Annotated in this window: 23 protein-coding genes; 8 read left to right on the forward strand and 15 right to left on the reverse strand. The window is 55.7% G+C overall.

Features of this window, described 5'->3' with window-relative positions; genetic code table 11:
* Window positions 1–73: 73 nt before the first annotated feature.
* Window positions 74–1,420, reverse strand: coding sequence for an ActS/PrrB/RegB family redox-sensitive histidine kinase (locus Q0835_RS21735; protein ID WP_298812196.1), 1,347 nt, complete (start codon window positions 1,418–1,420; stop codon window positions 74–76).
* A 191-nt stretch (window positions 1,421–1,611) separates the two neighbouring features.
* On the opposite strand from Q0835_RS21735, the gene secB reads away from it, so the two are divergent.
* Entirely contained in the window at window positions 1,612–2,121 is a 510-nt protein-coding gene (gene secB, locus Q0835_RS21740) for a protein-export chaperone SecB (protein WP_298812198.1), read from the forward strand.
* Between the two features lie 220 nt (window positions 2,122–2,341).
* Complete coding sequence (locus tag Q0835_RS21745) at window positions 2,342–2,623, forward strand: SCP2 sterol-binding domain-containing protein (RefSeq protein ID WP_298964233.1); 282 nt, start codon at window positions 2,342–2,344, stop codon at window positions 2,621–2,623.
* Between the two features lie 66 nt (window positions 2,624–2,689).
* On the opposite strand, the gene Q0835_RS21750 is transcribed toward Q0835_RS21745, so the two are convergent.
* The 11 genes from Q0835_RS21750 to modA form a co-directional block, all read right to left on the reverse strand.
* On the reverse strand, window positions 2,690–3,220 hold the full coding sequence (locus Q0835_RS21750) for an MSMEG_1061 family FMN-dependent PPOX-type flavoprotein (RefSeq protein ID WP_298964236.1): 531 nt from the start codon (window positions 3,218–3,220) through the stop codon (window positions 2,690–2,692).
* A gap of 242 nt (window positions 3,221–3,462) precedes the next feature.
* Complete coding sequence (locus tag Q0835_RS21755; RefSeq protein ID WP_298964239.1) at window positions 3,463–5,061, reverse strand: TRAP transporter large permease; 1,599 nt, start codon at window positions 5,059–5,061, stop codon at window positions 3,463–3,465.
* Between the two features lie 6 nt (window positions 5,062–5,067).
* Entirely contained in the window at window positions 5,068–5,700 is a 633-nt protein-coding gene (locus tag Q0835_RS21760; RefSeq protein WP_298812206.1) for a TRAP transporter small permease, read from the reverse strand.
* 131 nt (window positions 5,701–5,831) lie between these two features.
* Window positions 5,832–6,839 carry a DctP family TRAP transporter solute-binding subunit gene (locus Q0835_RS21765; RefSeq protein ID WP_298964242.1) on the reverse strand — a complete coding sequence of 336 codons (1,008 nt, stop codon included), beginning with the start codon at window positions 6,837–6,839 and terminating at the stop codon, window positions 5,832–5,834.
* 248 nt (window positions 6,840–7,087) lie between these two features.
* A complete protein-coding gene (sigJ, locus tag Q0835_RS21770; RefSeq protein ID WP_298964244.1) occupies window positions 7,088–7,984 on the reverse strand; it encodes an RNA polymerase sigma factor SigJ in 897 nt (298 codons plus the stop codon).
* Window positions 7,985–8,003: 19 nt separating this feature from the next.
* Window positions 8,004–8,435, reverse strand: coding sequence for a carboxymuconolactone decarboxylase family protein (locus Q0835_RS21775; protein WP_298812212.1), 432 nt, complete (start codon window positions 8,433–8,435; stop codon window positions 8,004–8,006).
* A gap of 141 nt (window positions 8,436–8,576) precedes the next feature.
* On the reverse strand, window positions 8,577–9,911 hold the full coding sequence (locus Q0835_RS21780) for a sigma-54 dependent transcriptional regulator (RefSeq protein ID WP_298812214.1): 1,335 nt from the start codon (window positions 9,909–9,911) through the stop codon (window positions 8,577–8,579).
* A 14-nt stretch (window positions 9,912–9,925) separates the two neighbouring features.
* Window positions 9,926–11,710 (reverse strand): ATP-binding protein, encoded by a 1,785-nt coding sequence (locus tag Q0835_RS21785; RefSeq protein ID WP_298812216.1) that lies wholly within the window; start codon window positions 11,708–11,710, stop codon window positions 9,926–9,928.
* Window positions 11,711–11,779: 69 nt separating this feature from the next.
* On the reverse strand, window positions 11,780–12,898 hold the full coding sequence (gene modC, locus Q0835_RS21790) for a molybdenum ABC transporter ATP-binding protein (protein ID WP_298964247.1): 1,119 nt from the start codon (window positions 12,896–12,898) through the stop codon (window positions 11,780–11,782).
* Complete coding sequence (modB, locus tag Q0835_RS21795; protein WP_298964250.1) at window positions 12,885–13,592, reverse strand: molybdate ABC transporter permease subunit; 708 nt, start codon at window positions 13,590–13,592, stop codon at window positions 12,885–12,887. The genes modC and modB overlap by 14 nt, the downstream gene beginning before the upstream one ends.
* Window positions 13,593–13,637: 45 nt before the next feature.
* A complete protein-coding gene (modA, locus tag Q0835_RS21800; RefSeq protein WP_298964252.1) occupies window positions 13,638–14,396 on the reverse strand; it encodes a molybdate ABC transporter substrate-binding protein in 759 nt (252 codons plus the stop codon).
* Window positions 14,397–14,624: 228 nt separating this feature from the next.
* On the opposite strand from modA, the gene Q0835_RS21805 reads away from it, so the two are divergent.
* From Q0835_RS21805 to Q0835_RS21825, 5 genes are all read left to right on the forward strand, one after another.
* Window positions 14,625–15,032, forward strand: a complete 408-nt coding sequence (locus tag Q0835_RS21805; RefSeq protein ID WP_298812227.1) for a GNAT family N-acetyltransferase — start codon at window positions 14,625–14,627, stop codon at window positions 15,030–15,032.
* A gap of 69 nt (window positions 15,033–15,101) precedes the next feature.
* Entirely contained in the window at window positions 15,102–16,289 is a 1,188-nt protein-coding gene (locus Q0835_RS21810) for a hypothetical protein (protein ID WP_298964255.1), read from the forward strand.
* Between the two features lie 75 nt (window positions 16,290–16,364).
* Window positions 16,365–16,829 carry a DUF1203 domain-containing protein gene (locus Q0835_RS21815; protein ID WP_298812233.1) on the forward strand — a complete coding sequence of 155 codons (465 nt, stop codon included), beginning with the start codon at window positions 16,365–16,367 and terminating at the stop codon, window positions 16,827–16,829.
* 314 nt (window positions 16,830–17,143) lie between these two features.
* Window positions 17,144–17,989 (forward strand): isocitrate lyase/phosphoenolpyruvate mutase family protein, encoded by an 846-nt coding sequence (locus Q0835_RS21820; RefSeq protein ID WP_298812236.1) that lies wholly within the window; start codon window positions 17,144–17,146, stop codon window positions 17,987–17,989.
* Entirely contained in the window at window positions 17,986–18,459 is a 474-nt protein-coding gene (locus tag Q0835_RS21825; RefSeq protein WP_298964258.1) for a GNAT family N-acetyltransferase, read from the forward strand. The genes Q0835_RS21820 and Q0835_RS21825 overlap by 4 nt, the downstream gene beginning before the upstream one ends.
* A 9-nt stretch (window positions 18,460–18,468) precedes the next feature.
* Here the strand turns inward: Q0835_RS21825 and Q0835_RS21830 are convergent, their stop codons facing one another.
* The 3 genes from Q0835_RS21830 to Q0835_RS21840 form a co-directional block, all read right to left on the reverse strand.
* Entirely contained in the window at window positions 18,469–19,362 is an 894-nt protein-coding gene (locus Q0835_RS21830; RefSeq protein ID WP_298964259.1) for an AEC family transporter, read from the reverse strand.
* Window positions 19,363–19,513: 151 nt separating this feature from the next.
* A complete protein-coding gene (gene rsgA, locus Q0835_RS21835) occupies window positions 19,514–20,608 on the reverse strand; it encodes a ribosome small subunit-dependent GTPase A (RefSeq protein ID WP_298964262.1) in 1,095 nt (364 codons plus the stop codon).
* Between the two features lie 206 nt (window positions 20,609–20,814).
* Window positions 20,815–21,984 (reverse strand): citrate/2-methylcitrate synthase, encoded by a 1,170-nt coding sequence (locus Q0835_RS21840; protein ID WP_298812249.1) that lies wholly within the window; start codon window positions 21,982–21,984, stop codon window positions 20,815–20,817.
* A 77-nt stretch (window positions 21,985–22,061) separates the two neighbouring features.
* Here Q0835_RS21840 and Q0835_RS21845 point away from each other — a divergent pair, with 77 nt between their 5' ends.
* On the forward strand, window positions 22,062–23,165 hold the full coding sequence (locus Q0835_RS21845) for a citrate synthase/methylcitrate synthase (RefSeq protein ID WP_298964265.1): 1,104 nt from the start codon (window positions 22,062–22,064) through the stop codon (window positions 23,163–23,165).
* Window positions 23,166–23,261: the final 96 nt, after the last annotated feature.

Genomic DNA, 23,261 nt, shown 5'->3' on the forward strand with positions numbered 1-23,261 from the left:
GCGTTACCGTTTTTATTCTTTATGACATGTTGCAGAGGTTGGATTTGGCAATATCGTCAACCGTCTGTTTCCGTCAGTTATTGTCGTTATGGGGTGAAAATGACGTTTCGTCCACTCTGTCTTCTGATTCAAAGACCACGCGCGGCCAACTGACACGTATGTGCGCGCCTCTCGCCGGTGGTGGCAAATTTTCCAGATGCAATTTTGCACCCGTGCGTTCCAGCAGTGTTTTGGCAATGAAAAAGCCAAGTCCGAGTCCACCACCAGTCCCTGCTTGATGGGCCTTGTTGCCTCTGACCGTAACATACGGATCACCGATCTTGCCCAGGATGTCCAACGAAAAGCCGGGGCCGTCGTCCTTGATGGAAATAAACAATGTGGTGTCGTCCCAGTTCGCTGAGACATCGACCCGGTCTTTGGCAAAATCAACCGCATTTTCCAGAAGGTTGCCAAGGCCGTACCGAATGGCGGCGTTGCGCGTTCCAATCGGTTCGCTGCCATCGCCCTGGTGAGTTGAATGGATGGCAACTCCCATCCCGCGGTGTGGATCGATAACGTCTTCCAGAAGCTGCGAGACCGGAATCCGCTGATAGGTCCTGTCTTCGTCGCTGGAAAGGCTTGTCAGCTGTTGAAGAATTCCGCGGCACCTTTCGGCTTGCGAGCGGATCAGCGCCACATCTTCGCCGCGGGTATCCCCACTTTCGAATTCGTCCGTCAGCTCCTTGGCCGCCAGATAGATGGTTGCTAGCGGTGTCCCGAGTTCATGAGCTGCCGCCGTTGCCAGACCATCAAGCGCATTCAGGTGCTGCTCGCGCGCAAGCACCAGTTCGGTTGCTGCAAGCGCGTCTGCCAATTGCCGGGCCTCCTCGGCCACCCGGAAGGCATAAATCGCCATGAAGCCAAGTGTTGAAACAAGCGCGATCCAGAGACCAATGGAATAGACAACCGGCAAGTCGAACTCAGCCCCGACCGGCCAGGGCAACGGCAGATGAAAGACCGCAAGTATCGTTGCGCTGGCAGTGGCCAGTATTCCGAGCAAAAACGTATAACGTGCGGACAGTCCCGTGGCCGACACCATCACCGGCGCCATCAGCAAAAACGCAAATGGATTGCCAAGGCCACCGGTCAAGAAAAGCAGCCCGCTCATTTGCAGTATGTCATAGGCGAGCTGCATCGTCGCCGCCCGTTCCGACAGACGTGTTACGGCAGGTGAGCGGATCCTCAAGAAAATGTTGAGCCAGGCAGATAGAGCCACCATGGCAAAAGCCGGTCCGATGGGAAGCGGATAGGCAAGACCCACATGCACCACCAGCAGCGCAGCTGTCTGGCCACCTACCGCCAGCCAGCGCAGACGTACCAGGGTATCAAGCTTCAATCGCCTGTGAGGCAGGGTAATATTTGAGGTCAGTGAGTCAGGCATGTCGGTTTCATTGGCGCAAAAGGTTCCTTCTTTTGAAGCGGTTTGACGCCTCTGGCAAGGCTGCGCCCTTGTGCCGAAGGGATCTAGATGGTAGCCCACCGCTAACAAGGTTGCCCGGGTCACGCGGACCGGCAGCCAGGCGGAGCGTTTTTGGGCTCTTCATTTCAGCACCGCGAGACGGAATTGACACGATGACCGATATCAATGAAGGCGGCGCGCAGCCGCAGGCGGAAGGCGCCGCAGCACCGGGCATGCACATCCTTGGCCAGTACATCAAGGACCTGTCTTTCGAAAATCCGAATGCTCCGCGCTCGCTGACGCAAGGCGATCAGCCGAAACTCGACATCAATGTCAACGTTGGTGCCCAGCAAATGGGTGATGACCAGTTCGAAGTGATCCTGACACTGACAGCGAAAGCCGAGCGTCCGGACATGGTCATGTTCAACGTGGAACTTGTCTATTCTGGCTTGTTCAAGGTTACCGGTGTCCCGCAGGAACACATGCATCCTTTCATCATGATCGAATGCCCGCGCATGATTTTCCCATTTGCGCGCAACATCCTCTCCGAAGCAACCCGCAACGGCGGCTTCCCTCCGCTTATGCTCGACCCGATCGACTTTGCACAGCTCTATCGTCAGAACATGGCGCAGCAGGCCACAGCAAAGCAGGGCGAAGGTGAAGGCGAGCAGAAGCCGAACTGACCGTCGACTTTTCACAAAGAGTCTGAAAACCCGCGCAGCTTGGCTGGCGCGGGTTTTTTGTTGCTGGTCGCCGGAGAAACCTAATTTCCAATACTCATCGGCGTTGAACACCTTTCTCGTCTCAATCAAAAAATCAGCCGCGATTTGGACTTGACGATTACGTAAACGGCATGTTTCAAGGAGCCATGCGGCGCAAGCCGAACGAACATGGGAGACAAAAATGTCCTTGGAGCAACTTACCGAAGGTGTCCGCGAAAAAGTATCCAGCGGCGGCATTGAAGAAAGCGTCAAGTTCGATCTGGGTGATACCGGTCAGATTTTTCTTCAAGGTTCCGGCGTTTCCAACGAAGACGCCGAGGCCGACTGCACCATCAAGATGACCGCTGAGGATCTTGCTGACCTGCTGAGCGGCGAGCTTGACCCGACGGCTGCATTCATGGGCGGAAAAATGCAGGTTGAAGGCGATATGAGTGTCGCCATGAAGCTTGGCAGTATCGTGTAAAGGCGCCTGCCTGATTGATACCCAGGTTCAATTGCCGGTCCAGGTGGACCGGCAAATCATCTGTGCCTACCAGAGCTCAAGCTCACCTTTTTCCTTCAGGGCCTCGAACCACTCATCAGGACGCATGGCGATTTTCGCATGCTTCACCATGGCCTCGTTCATATCCGCAAGTCCGGCTGTGTCGGGCCATTTGTCCGGTTGCCACAGACCGGAGCGGAAGACGCACTTCGGACAATGCATGAATGCGCTTTTGACGTGAACCAGCAAGGCGAGTGCCGGTCCGCGCCCATTGACCGCAAGTGTGTCCAGCAGATCAGCATCTTTGGTAATCTTGGCAATGCCCCGCACCCTGAGCGTTTCACCACGCCCGGGAACAAAGAACAATAGTCCAATCCGCGGGTCCTCTAACAGATTGTGAAACGAATCCATGCGCCGGTTTCCAGGACGGTCCGGAATGGCCAGCAAACTTTCATTGATCACTTTGACGAAACCGGCCGGGTCGCCTTTAGGCGACAGATCGAGATGACCGGAAGGACTGGCCGTTGCGAGAAAACAGAACGGCGACCGCGATATGAACTCCCTGCAGATACTGTCCAAAGCCGGAATTTCCTAGTCCACTGCCTGAGGCATGGCTGGCTCCGAAACAGCTTCCAACTCATCCTCACTGGTAATGAAATTTCCAAATCCGGAAAAAGGATCGTCGCGTCTGGTCATGGTTTCCTCCGCAAGCCTTCTAAAGACTATCGATCCACCCACTCTCATCGTCAACGTCGCGCAGTCCAAAAGCAAACGGCCGGAACGCGATTCCGGCCGCCTGCAATCATTTGCTTTCGTATCACCTATTGCGTGATGATTTCCGGCCCCATCAATGTATAGGGCAACCAAGTTGAAAGTGCCGGGACATAGGTCACCAGAACCAGGAACAGAAGCAGGACCAGCACAAAGGGTGCTGCAGCCTTGACGACTTGAACCAGGCTCATCCCGGTGATACCGGATGTCACAAAGAGATTCAGTCCAATCGGCGGCGTAATCATGCCGATCTCCATGTTGACCACCATCAGAATACCGAGGTGGATCGGATCCACACCCAGCTCCAGACCGATGGGAAACACGACTGGCGCCACGATCAGCAACAAACCGGATGGCTCCATGAACTGCCCGCCGATCAGCAGGAGGATGTTGACTGCAATCAGGAAAGTGAACCAGTTGAAGCCGGCTTCAACCATCCAATCCGTGATTACCTGCGGGATCTGCTCTGCCGTCAAAGTGTGCGCGAAAAGTAGCGCGTTGACGATGATGAACATCAGCATGATGGTCGTCTTGGCCGAGTCTGTCAGGACTTTCTTGGTGTCCTTGTGGACCATGGCCGGCAGGAATTTCCAGGTGATGATCCCCAGATTTCGGCCCCAGACACGGCCTCCGGCGCCATAGGCTGCAGGAAGCGCGGCAGGTGCGATACCACCTCGAAGGACCGGATAAGCGAGCAAAGCTATGATCAGCACGATGGCGCTGTCCAAACCGAAGAATGCTCTTTCCGAGACGAGGGCGGCAATGCCGGACCAGACGAACATGGCAACGACCGAATAGGTAATGGCCTTGAAACCGGTCAGAGCCAACGGCCCGTCATTGTCTTGAATCCAGCCGATACCCGACAACGGGCCCATGTCACGGTACACAAACAGTGCGATCAGGCCGGCATAGACAGCTGCGACAGCAGCGGCCTCCGTCGGCGTGAAGATGCCAAGATAAATTCCGCCGAGGATGATGACCATCAGGAACAGGCCTACGGCCGCCTCAGACAGCGCGCCCCAGATTTCCTTGAACCCAGGCCAGGGCTGCGCCGGCAGGTTCTTGATACGCGCCATGACGTAGATCGCGATCATCAGCATCAGACCGGCAATGATGCCAGGAATGACGCCGGCCAAGAACATGCGGCCAACGGATACGTTTGTGGCCGCGGCATAAACAACCATCACGATGGAAGGCGGTATCAGAATGCCAAGCGTACCTGCGTTGGCAATCACACCGGCGGCAAATTCCTTGGTGTAGCCGGCCTGACGCATGCCCGCGATGGCAATGGTGCCGATGGCGACAACCGTTGCCGGCGACGACCCGGACAGGGCTGCGAATAGCATACAGGCAAAGACACCGGCAATTGCGAGACCGCCCCGAATGGAGCCGACTGTCGCGATTGAAAAGCGGATGATTCTGCGGGCGACACCGCCAGTCGACATGAAGCTGGATGCCAGAATGAAGAACGGAATGGCCAGAAGTGTGAAGTTTTGCGAGGCGTTGAAGAGCTGTACCGCCACGGAGCTCATGGAATCATGGCTGAACAAGGCGATGTAAAGAACGGCGGACAGGCCGAGCGAAACGGCAATCGGCACACCCAGAAACAGGAAGCCGAAGACGAATATGAAGAGAAATGCAGTTTCCATCGGGCCTTAATCCTTCAAGACGTCTTTGTTTTCTGCCACCAGTTCTTCTGCTTCATGCGCAGCGATGATGGCGTCTTTTTTACCCATGAGAATGAGCACAAAGGCCTGCGCGGCACGGAAGGCCAGCAACAGGAGGCCAACAGGCAGAATGATGTACGGGATCCAGCGTGGAACGCGTTCCTTGACGTCGAACCACTCCTGGATGAAGACCGGCCATTTCAGGTCCTCCATACCGATTGGAAGCTTGTAGAACTTGGCAACGTACGCGTAGGCGCCACCTGAGGAACCCTTGTTTTCCAGGCCAAGTATTGCGCCGAACCAGGTCGCATCAAAGAGGAGTATCGCGTACAGAACGGTGAGGGCGGCACCAAGCAGGGCAGCCAGCCGGAACATGGGTTTCGGCAGAAGATTGATCACCGCGTCAACGCCCAGATGCGCACCGATCTTGATGCCATAGCTCATGCCGAACAGGATCAGCCAGGCAAAAAGGACACGGGTGAATTCCAGCGCACCGCCCCAGCCGGAGTTGAACCCGTAACGGGCCACCACCTGAGTGAAGGTTACAATGGTCATCAACGCCAATATCAAGGCGATGATGTTTTCCTCCAAGGAATCGACGAACCGTCCGACACGGGACATGAAAGCCTCCCCATTGCCGGCGCGCTTTCGCCCCGGCTTCGCACCTCATAGGGCGCAGCAAGATGAATTGAATGATTTTGTATTGGAGGATGGGTCCGCAGTGCGGACCCATCCATTCAGACCCGATGGTCTTAGCTTGCCTTGTTGGAAGACACGGCAGCGTCGATGACGTCCTGGCCGATGTCGTCGCGGAACTTGTCCCAGACAGGCTTCATGGTGTTGACCCATTCGTCGCGCTGCTCAGGTGTCAGCTGGCGAACAACACCACCGTTTTCGATGATCTTCTGCTTGTTTGCCTCGTTGATCTCTGCAGCACGTGCGTTGTACTCGTCGGAGACCTCGTTGAAGATTGTGAGGAACTGGTCACGTGTGTCTGCTTCCAGGCTGTCGAGCCACTCCTGAGACGTGACGGCCAGATAGGTCAGAAGCTGGTGGTTGGTTTCCGTGGTGCCGTCCTGAACTTCAAAGAACTTCTTGGTATAGATGTTGGACCAGGTGTTTTCCTGTCCATCCACAACGCCGGTCTGCAGGGCTCCATAAACTTCCTTGAAGGCGAGCTTCTGAGCGTTGGCACCCATGGCTTCGATCATGGCTACGGCCACGTCAGATGTCTGAACGCGGAACTTGAGACCTTTGGCGTCGCTCGGGACCAGCAGTGGCTTGTTTGCGGAAAACTGCTTCAGGCCGTTGAAGACATAACCGAGGCCTACAAATCCATAGTCGGACATTGCTCCGAGCAGTTCCTGACCCTTGTCGCCTTTGGTGAAGGAGGTGACGGCATCCATGTTGCTGAACAGGAACGGCAGATCGAACACGCGGTATTTCAGGGTGTAGGATTCAAACTTGGACAAAGACGGTGCCGCAAGCTGCACGTCACCCAGAAGCAAGGCATCCATCACCTTGTTGTCGTCAAACAGCTGAGAGGACGGAAATACCTGCATGCAGGCCTTGCCGTCCATTTCCGTGTTGATCCTGTCAGCGAGCGCAGTCGCCATCTCACCTTTCGGGTGACCCTGTGCAGAAACGACGTGGCTGAATTTGATGACAACTTCGCCGTCGCCGCACTCGTCGGCTGCGTGAGCCGCAGATGTCATGGCAAAAGAAGCTGCTGCAGCAGCGGCGATCACAAACTTTTTCATCTGATGTCCTCCCAGACATTTCAATATGGCAGCCGGTTGATCGGCCGGACAGCACCGGGGCTGGTCGCGAGTCTCATGGCAAAGCCCGTGCCAAATCGCATCAAAGGTCGAAAAAACACTGATTTCTGCAATTTCCAAATGCGTAAAGAACACCTGTCTTGGAGTAATACTCTCAAATGTGGGTCGGTTGCGACACAGACACTTTCGCGAATGTGTCGATTTCGACACATTTATCTCACCAAATCGCCTTATTGCCAAAGCCCGCCGCTGTTCGGATCGTGATGAAGAGGAGTTGCCAGGGCTTTCAGCTTCTCCGGATTGCGGATAACAAAGATGCCGTCGATCCGTCCATCCCCGTTGTAGCTTAGTGTCAGTGCAGTCACGACACGCATATTCTCCAGCACCACAATGCCGCTTAGTCCGTTGATGCTGCAAGGCAAAACAGGAGCGCCTCCCCACAAACGCCGAAGGATAAGCGCCACATATTTGGCCACGTCTCCGCGCCCCTCAAGGACACGGCCCAACGCGGTTGTCTTGCCGCCACCATCTGACTGAAACCGAACCGTTTCTGAAAGCAGGCCGCTGAGCTGTTCCGTTGACCCGCTTTCGAGCGCTTCCAGGAAAGCCGACAACATGCGTTTTTGATGGTCCGGGGGCGGAACAAAGCGCGAGGCCGGTTCTTTGATATGTTTGGCAGCGCGAGACACCAGTTGTCGGCAGGATGACACGCTGAGGTTCAATGTTTCGGCGACGTCCTCATAAGGGGCGCCAAAGACTTCCCGCAATAGATACGCAGCGCGCTCTTTCGGACTGAGCCGTTCCAAAAGCAACAGGAAGGCAGTCGTCAATGACTGCGCCCGGTTCAGATCTGCCTCCGGGTCGGTGTCTCCGGCAAGCTGGAGTGGCTCCGGTATCCACGGACCAACATAATCGAGCCGCTTCCGGTGGGCCGCCTTCAAACTGTCGAGACAGCGATTGGTGCAGATTGTCGTCAGGTAGGCATCCGCGTTGGCCACCGATGCCTTGTCCAATTGCTGCCAACTCAAGAACGTGTCCTGGACGGCGTCTTCGGCATCGGCCATGGAGCCGAGCATGCGATAAGCCAGCCCAAGCAGGCGCGGGCGGGCAGTTTCAAACACGTCCATGTCCGATGCCTGTCTCATGTCAGTGGTTTGAGACCTGAACACGGTTCCAGAGGTTTATCATGGCAATGGCCGCCGTGATTGCGCTGATCTGGGCATCTTCGAAGTGATTGCGCAAATCGGCGCGCAAGCGGCCATAGTCGGTGTCCGGGCTTAAATCGGTCAGGGCTTCCGTCCAGGCAAAGGCCGCTTTTTCAGCCGGCGTGAAGTCGTCGACGTGACGCCAGACAACAAGCCTTTGCAACCGCTCCTGGCTTTCTCCATCTGCCAATGCTTCTTCAGTATGCATCTTGACGCAGAATGCGCACTGATTCATCTGGGAGGCCCGCAAGTCAACCAGATGGCGCAGTTTGGGAGCCAAGTCGGCATTTCCGATTTCACCGCTGGCGGCTATGAAGCTCTTTGCGACTGCGGGGATGTTCTGGTGGTGATTGACGGGAGTAACGTTGGTCATAAGTGTCTTCCATGCAATTTTGTTGGGACTACACACTGATGACGATCAAGCGACTGCGTTTGTGACACCGCAAACGGAAATTTCTCAAAATGCTGCAGGTTCGTAAAATTCGGGAGCCTTGGAAGTTCCCTGATTGTTGAACTAGGCCGACAGCACTTCGTCTTTTCCTAGCTCGTATTTTCGCATCTTTTCATAGAGCGCCTTGCGGGACAGGCCCAGGTTTTCGTAGGTCGGCTTGATGGCCCCATCATTGCGTTTGAGCTCCGCAGCGATCAGGGTCCGCTCATAGCTGGCCACCTGTTCAAAAAGGGAAGCGCCACTTCCAGACTGCGGTTCAGGCATCTGCTCCAGCCCCAGAACGAACCTATCTGCAACATTGCGTAATTCACGCACATTTCCAGGCCAGTCCCGTGCCATCAGCCCTGCCAGATAATCATCGCCGATATCCGGAATTTCCCGTCGATACCTTGCTCTGGCTTCGACAGTCAGGTGACGAAAGAGCAGCGGAATATCTTCCGGCCGGTCGCGCAAGGGCGGGATCGCGACGTTGACGACATTCAACCGGTAAAATAGATCAAGACGGAAACGCCCTTCCTTGCCCGCCGCCTCCAGATCCTCTTTGGTTGCCGCGATGAAACGCACGTCGAGTTCAATCGGCTTGTTGGAGCCAAGCCGCTCGATCGTCCTGTTTTCGATGACACGCAAGAGTTTCACCTGAAGCTCCAGAGGCATCGATTCAATTTCATCCAGGAAAACCGTGCCGCCGTGGGCATGTTCCAGCTTTCCGATGCGTTGCCCGCTGGCGCCTGTGAAAGCGCCCTTTTCGTGACCGAAGAGCTCCGATTCTATGATTTCCGCGGGCAATGCGCCGCAATTGAGCGCGACAAACGGCTTGTCCTTGCGCGGCCCTTCATCATGCAGGGCTCTTGAAACAACTTCTTTTCCCGAACCTGTTTCACCAAGGATCAACACATCCGCATCCGTAGTCGCAAGCGCCGTAACGTTTCGGCGCAACAACTCCATAGCCGGTGTCCGGCCAACCAGACGGCTTTCCAGACCAGTCCGGTCTGCAAGCTCTTCTCTGAGTTTACGGTTTTCCAGAACCAGGCGACGCCTGTCGAGCGCGCGTTCGACGACCGAAGCCAGGTGAGAAACGGAAAAGGGCTTTTCCAGAAAGTCATAGGCTCCCGCCCGCATCGCCTCGACCGCAAGCGGAACATCGCCATGTCCCGTTATCAGCACGACAGGCAGCGCGGGATCAATTTCGAAGGCCTGTTTCATAACCTGGAAACCGTCCGTCCCAGGCATTCGAATATCCGTGATCAGCACACCGTAAAAATCCCGGCTGATCCGCTCAAGTGCGTCTTCCGCAACACCCGTCGCGAACACATCCTGACCGGACAGTTCCAAGCCCTGACCAAGAGATCTGCGCAGATCCTCTTCATCATCAACCAGCAAAACGGTGGCGTGATCCATAAGATGGCATCTTCCTATTCAGCCGCGAGGACAGTTTCGTCCGCCACCGGCAATCGCATTGTGAACACCGCGCCGCCATCGTCGAGATTTGACGCTTTCAGCGAGCCCGAGAAGTCATGAACGATCTTGTAGGCGATCGACAAGCCCAAACCGAGCCCGGCCCCGACTTCCTTCGTAGTGAAGAAAGGATCGAATATCTGCGGCAACACCTCGCCATCTATTCCCGGTCCATTGTCAGACACAGTCAACACAGCTTCAGTACCCTGACGGTGCAACGAGAGTTTTACGTTGGGTACCGGACTTGTTCCAACAGCGTCCACAGCATTGGAGAGCAGATTGATCACCACTTGTTCAAGCCGAATGCGCCCCCCCTTCACGATGATGTCCTGTTCGGGCAGGGCGAGATCAAGCCGTACTTCTTTCTGCTTGATCTGCGGTTGAAGAAGCAACGTGGCCTCATCGATCACCTGGCGCAACGAAACAGGCTTGATGTCTGTCCCCGATTTGCGGGTGAAGCCTTTCAGTGTTTTCGCAATTTCGGCCATCCGCGCCACCATGCCGCCAATCCTGGAAAGGTTGGTTTTGGCCTCATCAGCCCGGTTCCGATCAATCAGCATGCCGGCAATTTCGGCATCAGAACGAATGGCGGCGAGCGGTTGATTGTATTCGTGGCTCAAGGCCGCCGACATGCGTCCGAGCGTCGCCAGTTTGGCTGCCTGGACCAGTTCCGCCTGAGTCTGGCGCAGATTGGCTTCTGCCTGCTCACGTTCCCGAACTTCCTGTTCCAGCAGTACGTTCGTCTTGCGCAAATCGGCCGTACGGCTCTGGACCCGGCGTTCCAGACGAAGGGCCGAGGCCCTGTTCCTGCGCGTCTGACGCATGAAGGCTTCGCGTCTTGCGATCAATACCCAGATACCACCGGCCGCGATTACGCATACAAGCAGGGCGACCAGCATCGCCCAACCGGCTCTTTGCCTGGCATCCTTGATGTTTACCAGCGTTCTGACTTCCCAGCCCAGAACGGGCAGGTCTTCGGCAAGCTGCATGTGCAAACCCGCATTTCGAGCCGCCGGCAGAAGCAACTCGAGCCGTCCTGGCAATGTCAGGTCTGCAATGTCAGATCCAGGGTCGATATCGTCGAACTGTTTCCCTCGCCAAAAGGACACATTTGTAACAACGACTTTGCCTGAGCTGTTAATGGCGACAATCGGATCCTTGCTGAGGGCCCAGGCCTGTTCGACATCGTCCAGACTGACCCTGACCGCCAATACGCCAACCAGCACATTGTTCCTGCGCAATGGAGATGCGAAGACATAATTGGACGGTGATATGGGAGTTCCCGGGATCAATTGACGACCGAGTTGCCCCTGCCGCGCCTGTTCAAAAGCCATCTGAATGGTTTCGCTGCCACCGATAGCGCCAGCCGGAACACCGCTCCTGCTGGAAACGGATACCTTGCCTTGCGGATCCATGATCCACACTTCCTCGGCTCCCGACATGCCAGCGGCTATGGCGGCAATACCCGGATCTGCGTTGTCGTGCTTTTCCAGTAGCAACTGCGCGACATCTGGACCACGCGCAAGCAAGGGGGACAAGAGGCGGAACTTGTCGAGAAGCCGTTCCAGAACGGCGGACTGCACAGCCAGATTGGCTTCTGCTCGGGTTTCCTGTTCTGCAAGGGTGATACGCAGGCTCGCGAGCCCGGTTAACCAAATCAGGACAAGCGTGGCGACGACCATGATGGCCCCGATCGCAAATTTCAGCTTTTTTGAAGCCGGACGCTTGGTACTGCTTATCATTCGACCAGTATAGCCAAGGATCCCGAAGCCGAAAGTCTGCCAAAGGAAGCACTCGTCACGTTACATCGTCTAGAGCGTTAATTCGGCCTGGCTTACAAGAGCAGGCGCTCTTTGCCTCCGGTCGATGGCCACACTCTTGATGAGAACACTCACTCTTTTGCCTGCTGAAAGCCCGAGATCAGCAACTGATGCTCTGGTAATGCGCGCGCGCAAAGTTTGTCCGCTCACAGAACACAGAATTTCCGCATAGGGACCGGTTTCTTCCGAAATGCTGCTGATGGTCGCCTCGAAGCAATTGCGGATCGACAACCCTTTGGGTGGAGATAGCGCCAGTGCGACATCCCGGGCCCTTATGCGCAAGCGTACGGCATCGCCGATGTCACCGACCTTTCCGGGGATCTGAAGAACCGCGGATCCGATATCAACAAGGCAAAGGCCCCACTCGTGGTCAATGCCTGCGATTGTTCCTTCAATAAGCGCGCCGGCCTCGTGGCGACCGGTCGCCCGACCAAGGTCTGTTCGCGTCAGCATTTCGGCAACCGGTCCGTAGGCTGGCGTTTGTCCATCGGACAAGATCACCAGCGTGTTGGACAATCGCGCGACTTCCTCAATCGAGTGGCTGACATAAAGGATCGGCAATCCTGCTTCCACGCACAAGCGATCAAGATAAGGCAGAATATCGTTGCGCCGGGCCTGATCGAGATTGGCCAGAGGCTCGTCCATGATCAGCAGCCGTGGATCGGATAGAAGAGCACGCCCAATCGCCACCCTTTGTCTTTCGCCGCCGGACAACGTAGCCGGCTTGCGTTCAAGAAGGTTTTGAAGGCCCAGAAGTTCAACAACTTCGCCGAAATCCCTGCTGGGAACCCGTCTTCCAGCCCAACGCGCATAGGTGAGGTTCGACTTGACACTGAGATGCGGAAACAGGCGAGCATCCTGAAATACATGGCCGATCCGCCTCTTTTGAACCGGCAAATCGACACCGTTTGACGAATCGAAGACCACCGTGCCGTTGACGGAAATACGCCCTTTTTCCGGCTTGATGAGGCCTGCAATCATGTTGGTGAGTGTCGTCTTTCCCGCGCCCGACTGGCCGAACAACGACGTCACTCCGCCGACACTTTCAAAGCTGGCATTCAGGTCCATCTCACCGAGTTTGCCGGAGATATCGACGCTAAGCATCAGCACCCCCTATCCTGTTGCGCAAACGGCGCGCCAACAATTCGGAAGCAATCAGCGCAGCAAATGCCACAAAGGCAGCAATCAACGTCAGCCGGAAGGCGGCGATGTCGCCACTGGGTGTCTGTGTTGCCGTATAAAGCGCCAAGGCCAATGTTCGGGTTTCGCCAGGAATGTTGGAGACGAAAGTGATAGTGGCTCCAAATTCCCCCATCGCCTTGGCGAACCCCAAAATCGCACCTCCGAGAATTCCGGGCAGGGCAAGCGGTAGCGAAATGGTCAAGAAAGCAGTGAACCGGCGTGCTCCAAGAGATTTTGCCGCATCTTCCAGCTTTGGATCAACGGCCTCGAAGGAGAGGCGGATTGGGCGCACCATCAATGGAAACGCCATGACGCCTGCAGCAAGTGCCGCGCCGGTCCAGTTAAACGCAAAGCTGACGCCAAAAGTGTTGTCGAGAAATGACCCGATCGGTCCCTTTTTGCCGAATGCCAGAAGGAGCACATAACCCGTGACTACAGGTGGTAGAACAAGGGGCAGATGCACAAGAGCGTTGACGATACCGTGGCCGGGGAACCGAAAACGCGCCAGCAGATAGGCAACAAGAATGGCTATCGGAAGCGCAAATGCGAGGGCAACGCTTGCCACCTTGAGGGTCAGGATCAGAGCCTGCCATTCGGCCGGTTGAAGATCGAAAAAATCCACGTGCGCCCAGTCTGTTGGATCCCATGGCTGCGCCCGATCCGCAACCTAGCCTTCCTTATCGGTTAGAAACCCCGACGAGTGCAAGATCTCTTGAGCGACAGGCCCTTTAAGGAATTGAAGAAAACGGTCTGCGTCCACATGTGACCCATTTGCTGTTTGCGCAGCCAGATACCGGATCCTCGGATGACCGTCGTCAGGGAACTCGTAAACAACCAGCGCATCGGACGCGACTACTGCATCTGTCCGGTAAACAAGGCCAAAGGGAACGTCACCGCGCGCCACCGCGGCAAGCACGACACGCACATTATCCATTGGCGCCAGTTGTGATGAGACAGTATCCCAGAGCCCGAGCGCTTGAAGAGCTGCCTTTCCATATCGGCCTGCCGGGACAGTTTCCGGATCGGCAATTGCCAGACGCTCATCCTCCAGCCGCTCCGGCAGATCGGAAGCGCCAGGTTGCAATCGCGCGCTGCCCGCCGGTGCCAACAGCACAAGCCGATTGGATGCGATTTCACGGACGGAACCCGTCAGGACGGCCTGCCGTTCAAGGACGTAGTCCATCCATTCAGCATCTGCAGATACGAACACATCGGCAGGTGCTCCCGCTTCTATCTGGCGTGCAAGTGTTCCGGTTCCTGCAAAGGAGAAGAGAACATCCGTTCCGCTTTCTTCAGCGAAGGTGGTACCGATTTCTTCCATCGCTTCGCGCATGCTGGCTGCCGCAAAAACGGTGAGTGGCTGATCGGCCCGAGCAGGAACAACCAGCAAGATTGTCAGTACGAGTGCTTTTAGGATGTGCAGCAAGCAGTCACCACTTTTTCGATTTCACAATTCACCAGCATTTATGCACCATCCCAAAACGCATCAATAGGCTGGAGCGTTTCTAATTCAGGCGATGCGTGGTTGTTCACGCGATTGCTTTTGCTTGCTTCAGCCTGAAAAGATGAGAGCATCAACCAATACGCTCTCAACCGAGTGTGGTGAAAGAACAGGTCATTCGGTACCTTCTGCCGAATGCGAAGGGAATGACATATGACAATCGAACTGGTTTCGCAGGTTCCTGATGTCGATACTTATTTAGAGTTGCGCGCGAACGGCGGACTGAGCGGGTATGACCGGAAGGCCGCCGAAATCGGACTGAGGAACAGTCTTTTCTCCGTTCTATTGCTGGACGAGGGAACACCAATTGGCATGGGCCGCCTGATCGGCGACGGCGGCTGTTTCGTTCAAGTGACCGATATTGTCGTGCTGCCCGGGTACCAGGGCCGCGGGCTTGGAAAGCGTATCATGGCAGCCCTGACCGAATTCATTGAAAGCGAACTTCCGCCAACAACCTATGTCAGCCTGATCGCCGACGTACCTGCCAACAAGCTTTATCAGCAATTCGGCTTTCACGAGACCGCGCCAGCCTCAGTTGGCATGTCCAGACGGTCAAGCTGACCCTCGTTTACGCAATTCTTACGCCTCTGCCAATAAAATGAAGCTTCATCGGCTCCGGGGTTTTTGCAAGTGTCCAATCAGGTTCAACGCAATCTGGAAAACGCATTCTTATTCGTTTTCAGGACAATTTGCGCACTGTACCGTCCGCTCAAATCCTGGATTGGGGCCGGGTTGCTCGGTCTTTTCATCCTGATGACAGCCGCAGTGGTGCATGTCTTTCCTCTCTCCAACTGGGATATGTTCGCCTATACCGCGGTCGTTCTCGAACCCTCGGCGGAAGACAAAGACGACCTGCATAGGCAAACATACGGGTTCGTGAAGGATAACCTTGCGGAGGGTGAATACCTCACGCTGACACAGGACAGGCCTTATCGGATCCGTCAGGCTGAAGATCCGGACGCTTTCGGGACGATGCTCAGCTTCTATCGCCTGAAGATCCTTTATGTTGAAACGGCAAAATTGCTAAGCGGTTTCATGGATCCTGTGAAGGCGCTGCGCCTTGTTTCGCTCCTTTCTGCCGTTGCGGTTGGAGCTGTCCTGATGATTTGGCTCGCCCGGACCGGTACGCTGATGTATGGGCCGGTTGTTGTTGCCTTGTTGATTGTTTCCGATTTCGGCGGCGCGGCCCAGCTGATCTCGCCAGATCTCTATGCCACGGTCTTTTTGCTCGCCGCCGCGTTCCTCTATCTGGAACGGCTAGATATTGCCTCTGGCGCGTGCCTTGTCGCAGCCTTTTTGATCCGACCCGATCATCTGGCATTCATTGGCGTGTTTTTCGTCTTTGCAGCCATCTATGGTCATGGACGATGGACCATGACGAGCTGTTTCGTTGTCTGCTTCAGTATTTACTACTGGCTGACGCGGGCATCCGATCACCCTGGCTGGTGGGTCCATATGTGGTTCACCCACGTGGAATATGTTCCAACGCTTGAAGGGTTCGACCCACCATTTTCTCCCGTCACATATGTGCAGATGCTGGTGCGTTCGACAGTCAGGTCGTTGATGAGCCAAACTTGGCTTGCGCTGCTTTTTGCCGAGGTGCTGTTTTTCGCCAAGTGCATCACGCCGTCTGGACTTCGTGATCGGGAATGCGTTCTGCTTTATGCTGTATTTGCATCGATCTGCGCCAAGTACCTCGTGTTTCCACATTTTGAGACACGTTTTTTTCTGCCGTATCTCATGATCATCGGGATGGTTCTGTTGGTTGGCTGGCATCGCCAGAAAGAGGTGCACGCCAATGTCGGTCTCAGCATCTGACGGACTGCTCGCAAATCGGGTCGTTTCTGGAAAAGCCTGCTCCTAATGTTGTTTCAAACAACCGAGGAGCCCACCATGTTTCAGATACATCCGCTTCCAGCAAACGAGTTCTCACACCTTTTTGGCCTCTCAGATGCCCAATTGGCCGAAAAGAATGTCCAGGTGCTCATTTCCGATGGCGCCTTTCCATGCCGCGTATCGCTCACCGATGTTGCAGCAGGAGAACGGGTTTTCCTGCTCAATTTCGAACACCAGCCCGGCGATACTCCCTATAGGTCGCGTCACGCAATCTTCGTCAAAGAGGGTGCCCGTGAAGCCGAGCCGGAAACCGATGTCATTCCCCAATCCATCGTTTCCCGATTTCTGTCTGTTCGTGCCTTCAACAGGCAGCATGAGATAGTCGATGCAGACGTTGTGAAGGGAGCGGAAGTCGAAACCCTGATAGCTTCCTTTTTTGAAAACCCCGATGTCGACTATCTTCACCTGCACTATGCAGGACGCGGTTGCTTCGCAGCCAAAGTGACCCGCGCACAAGCGTAGGCACCAGCGATCGAGTTTCGAATTTCTATCGTCCTGACGAGCTCTTGGTGAGGTTTTTCAGGACGATTTTTTGTGTTTTTGTCCAGCGCACTGCTTGTGGAGATATTCGAAAACAGCCTCCAGGCAGCAGTAATCAAGGACCCTAGCAACGGTTTGGCACATTCAAATCCTTGGCCGACACTCCAATTGGCGCCCATTTTCAGGCTAAACTGGATCTTACACGGAGCGCGCCTCACCCGCATAAAGAAACAGAACGTCATTTGAAACCACAGGTTACTAGTGTAATCTGCTGCTATCATAGGGAGTATTGCGTCATGCCAACTGCAGCCAGCCGCCGCGCCGCCTTTAAGGCGCTGCATGAAAAAGGGCGAGCCTTCCTCATGCCAAACCCTTTTGATATCGGCTCTGCCCGGATCCTCGACGGCCTGCGTTTTGATGCGATGGCCACCTCGAGTGCCGGCTATGCCTGGACACAGGGTGTGCGCGATGCCGAAGGACTGATCAGCAGGGACGCTGCGCTGGCACATGCTGCGGACATAATCGGAGCCTGTGGTGTTCCGGTGAACGGCGATCTTGAAAACGGCTTCGGCGATGCCCCCGAAGCGGTCGTGGAGACTGTGAAAGGAGCCATGGAGGTCGGCCTCGCAGGCTGCTCGATAGAGGACTACACGACTGATCCACAAAACCCCTATTATTCTCTCGAACTCGCGGTGGAGCGCATCAAGGCGGCAGTTGATGCGAAAAATGCGATCGCTCCAGACTTTGTTCTGACCGCGCGCAGCGAAGGTCCGGTCAAGACGGACTACGAACTGGAAGAAACGATCAAGAGGTTAAACGCCTTCGTCGAAGCCGGGGCTGATTGTGTTTATGCACCCCAGCTGAAGGACAAGGACCAGATCGTGCATGTTCTGTCCAAGGTTGATGCGCCGCTCAACATTCTCGCCGGGCGGAAGAACTTTCATTTGACGCGCAAGGAACTTGGCGATCTCGGTGTTACCCGCGTTTCAATCGGCGCAGGTCTTGCACGCATTGCCTATGGTGCCTTCATCGCCGCCGCCGAAGACATGAAAGACGGAGGTTCATTCGGCAGTTTTGATCGCGCGGACGGCGTCGCCGACAGTACGGTTGACTTTGAATCCTTCATGAAAGCCCGTCCTTGACGGTATCTCTGAAACACTCGTCTGCAGGCGCACCAACGCGTGCGGCTTCAGGCGACGGCCCGGAGATCAGCAACTTGGCGCGTAAAGCGTTTGAGCACTATGTGCCCGTCATGAACGCCATTCCCGTGCCGATGTCTGCTGACTACAGTGCGATGATCCGGGAGCACGAGGTTTGGGTTCTCCGGGACGATGACGCCATTGTTGCGAGCCTGGTGCTTATCTGGCATCCCGACCATCTTCTGCTTGAAAGCGTGGCCGTTGATCCTGACTGCCAGGGCAGCGGCTACGGCAGAAAGATGCTGGACTGGGCGCTGAAACGTGCCAAGGAAGCCTCCGTGCCGGAAATCCGCCTCTATACGAATATCCTCATGGTGGAGAACAGGGATTGGTACCTGCGTGCCGGTTTCGTTGAAACACACGAGGAACAGCGCGGCGACAAGCACATCGTGCACATGATCTACCGGCTTTGATGCGGCCGTTCAGAGTTTTGTGCCGTAGGTGAGTACAAGCGGCAGGGTGACCAGCGTCAAGAGCGTGGAAACAAAAATGAAGCCGGCAACACCGGAAGCTTCCTCACTCTGATATTGTGAGACGGCCAGATAGGTTGCGACTGATGGCGGCATGAAACAAAGCAGGACAATGACATTCTCGACCTTGGAATCGAGCGTCAGTACACGCGTCAACACGAAGGCCGCGATAGCTGCTATTCCGACATGCAGTACCGACAAAAGAACCGCTCGGGACAAATTGCCCAACTTGAGTGTTGCCAGGCTGAAACCGAGCGTTAAGAGCATGATAGGGATGGCAAGTCCTGCCAGAATATCGAGGCTTTGATCCAGGGGCTGAGGAAACCTGGTCCCACTGGCCATCATCGCCAAAGCAATGATCACCGCATAGATGACCGGTTGACGCGCCAACGCCGCAAAGTTGGGCCGCCCCATGGGCAGTGCAACGCCAATCGTGAAAATTGCAGTCAAAACCACGACGATGAACCCGATTGCAACCGCGGCACCTTCCGCTCCAAATGCAAGTGTCGAGACCGGCAAACCAATATTGCCCACATTGGTGAGCATCATCGGCGCCAAATATGCCTTGATCGGGATTTTCAGGAGCTTCAAAAGCACAAACCCGGCGCAGCCAAATATCAGGATCATCCCGACAGCGGCGATCACAACCGTTAAAAAGGTTCCGACCTCCACGTGCTCCTTTGCAAGATGTGACAGGACAAGAGCGGGATAGCCGACATTTGACACCAAGCTGCCGAACAGCTTTGTGTCAAACGGTGCTTTGACGATGGCGAGTGTATAGCCAAGCAACACACACAGCATGACCGGAAGCATGATGTTGGTAATGTGGCTGAGGATTTCCGTCATGCCGCGCTCCCGGAATGGTTCGATTGTCTGAGAACCTATCTGAACTGCGCGATGACGCGAATACCAGCGCTTAAACCAATAAGACCCGGCGCTCTTGTGCGAAACCGCAAAGAGTGCCGGGCCTTAGTGGTTGCCGAGCAACAGCCGGTAGCTAGGTGTCGCCCCAGTTTCGAGTGCCCTTATCCTTCATGATCCGTCGAACCATTTTGCCGAATGTTTTGTCTTTCGATCTGCGCTCGGCCAGGCTGGACGAATTGAAGGCCTCTTCAGACTTTAGCTTCCGCCACCGTTGAAGCCTGGAAGCGTCGAGTTGTCCTTGCAAAATGGCCGTCTGGACAGCGCAACCGGGCTCCGTCTGATGAAGACAATCCCGAAAGCGGCAGGATGCAGCCAGTTCGTTCAGATCCGAGAAGAGTTCATCAATGCCGGCAGCAACATCTGCAAGCTGCAGCTCGCGCATGCCAGGCGTATCCAGAACAAGGCAACCGCCTGGAACCAGATGCAATTGCCGGCGGGTCGTCGTGTGGCGCCCCTTTGCATCATCTTCGCGGATGGCTCGTGTCTCGATCGCATCGGACCCGGACAAGGCGTTGGTCAACGTCGATTTGCCGACACCCGACGATCCCAGAAACGCGACCGTCCGGCCGGCCTTGCACCAGTCGGCCAGCTTTGCAATCGGCTCATCGCCGCGTGCATCCAGGGTCACGACAGGGACCAGAGCGGAGACGCGTTCGGCTTGCCGGACAAAGTCGGCAGGATCCGCAACAAGGTCGGATTTGGTCAATACAACGACGGGCTCAATTTCAGCTTCAAAGCAAAGTGCTATGTAGCGTTCGAGCCGCGCAATATTGAAGTCCTGATTGCAGGACGACACAATGAATGCCGTGTCGATGTTGGCGGCGATCAGCTGGATTTGGCGATCCGTTCCAGGCGCACGGCGCTTCAGCAGGCTCTTGCGCTCCAGAAGTCGACTTGAAGCCAAGTGAATATGATCAAGAAGCAGCCAGTCCCCAACTGTCACGTCAGGTCGCGGCGGGATCGTTTGATCCGTTCGGTCTCCGAGAACATGCAAACCGTTGCGGTGTACTTCGACGACCCGGACAGGTGGTGTCCTGGTCAGGTCATCAGCACTAAGTTGCTGAGCGAATTGAGATTGCCAGCCAAGTTTCTGAAGCGATGAAATGGGCTGATCGGACCCACCGGTTTTTGGGCCGGAGGGAAAGAAGTCCGAATAGTTTCGTGTCATTTGAGGTCTCGTGATTTAAACACACGTCATCGAGCGCCCAAAAGGGCACCGTTTCATGTATTTGAGGCTCTCTGAACTCCAGAGAGCCTGCTCACGCAAGCTCTGACATAAAGACTCCGTTGCACGCCGACGATGGCGCTCCCTGCAAGCTAAGGGCTGAGCCCTCGGGATTCAAGTCGGAAGCAGAAGTTACATTTCAGACACCGTTATTCAGGCCTCACACCGACATAAGCTGCCCGGGGACGGATTTGCTCATGGGACGCATATTGTTCCAGCGCGTGGGCAATCCAACCGGTAATGCGGGCGGCACAGAACATGATCTTGCCGGCTTCTCTCGGCAGGTCATAGGTCTTCTGGATTGCAGCGAGAGAGAAATCGACATTCGGCGCAAGGCCGTAAAGGTCCCGAGCCGACGCTATCAGGCCGGGCAAACGGTCCACAAACGGGTGTCCAGGTTCACTCTGACACAGCAAATCCAGCAGGCAGTCTGCACGCGGGTCCTTGTCGCCGTAGATGGAATGACCGAAACCGGGCAATTGCTCCCCACGGCTGAGCCGATCAGAGAGCGCGCTTTCAATATCGCTTTCCGGCCCTATCTCTGACAGCCATGCACTCGTGCGATCGGAGGCGGCGCCGTGACGAGGTCCCGTGAAAGCACCAAGACCCGATAGCAATGCCGCGTGCAGCGGTGCTCTCGTTGATGCTGCACACCGCGCGGCAAAAGCGCTTGTGTTCAATTCGTGATCAGCACTGAGCACCAATGCCGAGCGAATTGCGTTCTTTGCATTCGACGACGCTCCGAAACACTCGGCAATTTGCGTATGAATGGGTTGGGCACTTGGTTTGGTATCCAGCAATGCGGCAACACCGAAGCGAAGCAGGGCGGCACCCTTGATCTTCAGAAGCTTCGGAGCCTGGGTGAAGGCTGCCTTGTCCTGCAGGGGCCAGGAAGCCAGCGCCATCATCAATCGGTCCAAAGGTCCCAGTCCATCGGGAAGGTCCGGGAGGTCTGCCGGAGCCTCTTCCGCAAAAGGATCCTCTTCGGAGTTCCACAACAATGTGGCGACGGTCTCCAGTGTCGAGTTTCGTGCAAGATCACGCGCAAGATGCCCGCGATAGACCGGCCCATCCTCCGAGATAAGCGTCAGCTCTGTTTCAAGCACCGGGTCGCCTGTCAAGGGTCTGGATCCTGCGGTTTCCTCAACCGACTTGCGCCCCTTGAGCCTTCTGACGTCACCTGCGTCATAGCGGCGTTGTTTGCCCGGTCCGGCAACTGAGGAAATCAATCCGCGGCTGACATAAGCGTAGAGCGTGGCCGGTTGAACGCCCAGTTCAGTGGCCGCCTCACGGGCGGATAGATAGACAGGTTTAGACATATATTGATTGTATTTATCAATATTGATCAATGCAAGACACTCTTTCTACATGAGCGCGAACCAAAAAGGAGATGCCCATGACGGAAGCCCCAAATCCCGCCCGGATGACGCCGGACCCGATTGCGGGTCTTGAAGGGGTTGTCGCCGCGACAACGCATCTGAGTGATATTGATGGTGAAAAGGGCGTGCTTGTTCTTCGCGGACGCCGCATTGAGGACCTTGCCGGCAAGATGCCATTCGAGGCTGCTGTTCAACACCTCTGGCAAGACCTCAACGTATCAGGAGCTTTTTCACTTCAAACTGATTTTGCACGGGCGCGCCGCGCTGCATTTGCTGTCGTTCCAATACTGGAGAAAGCTTCTGCAACGTTGTCTGTCTACGAATACATGCAGCTCGGCCTGGCAGCCCTGCCGCTGACTGACGATATCCCCGAGCCGATTGCGATCAGCGGTGCGCTGCCTGTCTTTCTCGCTGCAGCGTACAGGATCTCCAAAGGTGCAAAACCGATCGCACCAGACCTTTCGGTCGGATCTGCCACCGATCTCCTGCACATGCTGACAGGCGAGGCGCCTTCAAGATACTTCATAGACGCGCTGGACCGCTACCTAGTGACTATTTTGGACCACGGATTGAACGCGTCGACCTTCACCGCCAGGGTGATCGGCTCAACTGATGCGGGTTTGAAACAGGCCGTGCTTGGCGCAATGGGAGCCCTAAGCGGCCCCCTTCATGGTGGAGCGCCAGGCCCGGTCCTTGACATGATCGACGCCATCGGCACGCCGGACGCCGCTGCCGGGTGGATTGACGCAGCCCTTGCACGCAAGGAGCGCCTCATGGGGTTTGGTCACAGAATCTACCGAACCCGGGATCCGCGCGCCGATGTTCTGAAAGACGGATTGCGAATTCTTGGAGAAGAAAACCCGAAAGTAGGACTGGCGGAAGACATCGAAGAAGCCGCCCTTGCGGCGCTCAAAAAAGCCAAGCCGGACCGGCCACTGGATACCAATGTCGAATTCTATACAGCTGTCTTGCTTGACGCTGTCGGCATCGATCGATCTTTGTTCACCCCTCTCTTTGCCGTTGGAAGAACACCCGGATGGTGTGCCCACGTGCTTGAGCAACAGAGATACGGCAAACTGATCCGGCCGGCCTCGCAATATGTCGGACCAGCCCCTGAATAAGCTGTTTCGGCGAACTCACATTGCCTGAAATGAAAAAGGCCTGACGAATATCGCCAGGCCACTGATACAAAATGCCAGCAAAAGAGCGGTTCCCTT

The sequence above is a fragment of the uncultured Roseibium sp. genome, assembly GCF_947499295.1.
Classification (GTDB): domain Bacteria; phylum Pseudomonadota; class Alphaproteobacteria; order Rhizobiales; family Stappiaceae; genus Roseibium.

Bases quoted from the DNA above. Each gene is read 5' to 3' on its own strand.
- rsgA (WP_298964262.1), bottom strand. From the start codon at position 20,608: ATGACACGAAACTATTCGGACTTCTTTCCCTCCGGCCCAAAAACCGGT.
- Q0835_RS21805 (WP_298812227.1), top strand. From the start codon at position 14,625: ATGACAATCGAACTGGTTTCGCAGGTTCCTGATGTCGATACTTATTTA.
- Q0835_RS21780 (WP_298812214.1), bottom strand. From the start codon at position 9,911: ATGGATCACGCCACCGTTTTGCTGGTTGATGATGAAGAGGATCTGCGC.
- Q0835_RS21760 (WP_298812206.1), bottom strand. From the start codon at position 5,700: ATGTCCCGTGTCGGACGGTTCGTCGATTCCTTGGAGGAAAACATCATC.
- Q0835_RS21775 (WP_298812212.1), bottom strand. From the start codon at position 8,435: ATGACCAACGTTACTCCCGTCAATCACCACCAGAACATCCCCGCAGTC.
- Q0835_RS21830 (WP_298964259.1), bottom strand. From the start codon at position 19,362: ATGACGGAAATCCTCAGCCACATTACCAACATCATGCTTCCGGTCATG.
- Q0835_RS21815 (WP_298812233.1), top strand. From the start codon at position 16,365: ATGTTTCAGATACATCCGCTTCCAGCAAACGAGTTCTCACACCTTTTT.
- Q0835_RS21845 (WP_298964265.1), top strand. From the start codon at position 22,062: ATGACGGAAGCCCCAAATCCCGCCCGGATGACGCCGGACCCGATTGCG.
- secB (WP_298812198.1), top strand. From the start codon at position 1,612: ATGACCGATATCAATGAAGGCGGCGCGCAGCCGCAGGCGGAAGGCGCC.
- Q0835_RS21765 (WP_298964242.1), bottom strand. From the start codon at position 6,839: ATGAAAAAGTTTGTGATCGCCGCTGCTGCAGCAGCTTCTTTTGCCATG.
- Q0835_RS21745 (WP_298964233.1), top strand. From the start codon at position 2,342: ATGTCCTTGGAGCAACTTACCGAAGGTGTCCGCGAAAAAGTATCCAGC.
- sigJ (WP_298964244.1), bottom strand. From the start codon at position 7,984: ATGGACGTGTTTGAAACTGCCCGCCCGCGCCTGCTTGGGCTGGCTTAT.
- Q0835_RS21840 (WP_298812249.1), bottom strand. From the start codon at position 21,984: ATGTCTAAACCTGTCTATCTATCCGCCCGTGAGGCGGCCACTGAACTG.
- Q0835_RS21820 (WP_298812236.1), top strand. From the start codon at position 17,144: ATGCCAACTGCAGCCAGCCGCCGCGCCGCCTTTAAGGCGCTGCATGAA.
- Q0835_RS21735 (WP_298812196.1), bottom strand. From the start codon at position 1,420: ATGCCTGACTCACTGACCTCAAATATTACCCTGCCTCACAGGCGATTG.
- Q0835_RS21785 (WP_298812216.1), bottom strand. From the start codon at position 11,710: ATGATAAGCAGTACCAAGCGTCCGGCTTCAAAAAAGCTGAAATTTGCG.
- Q0835_RS21755 (WP_298964239.1), bottom strand. From the start codon at position 5,061: ATGGAAACTGCATTTCTCTTCATATTCGTCTTCGGCTTCCTGTTTCTG.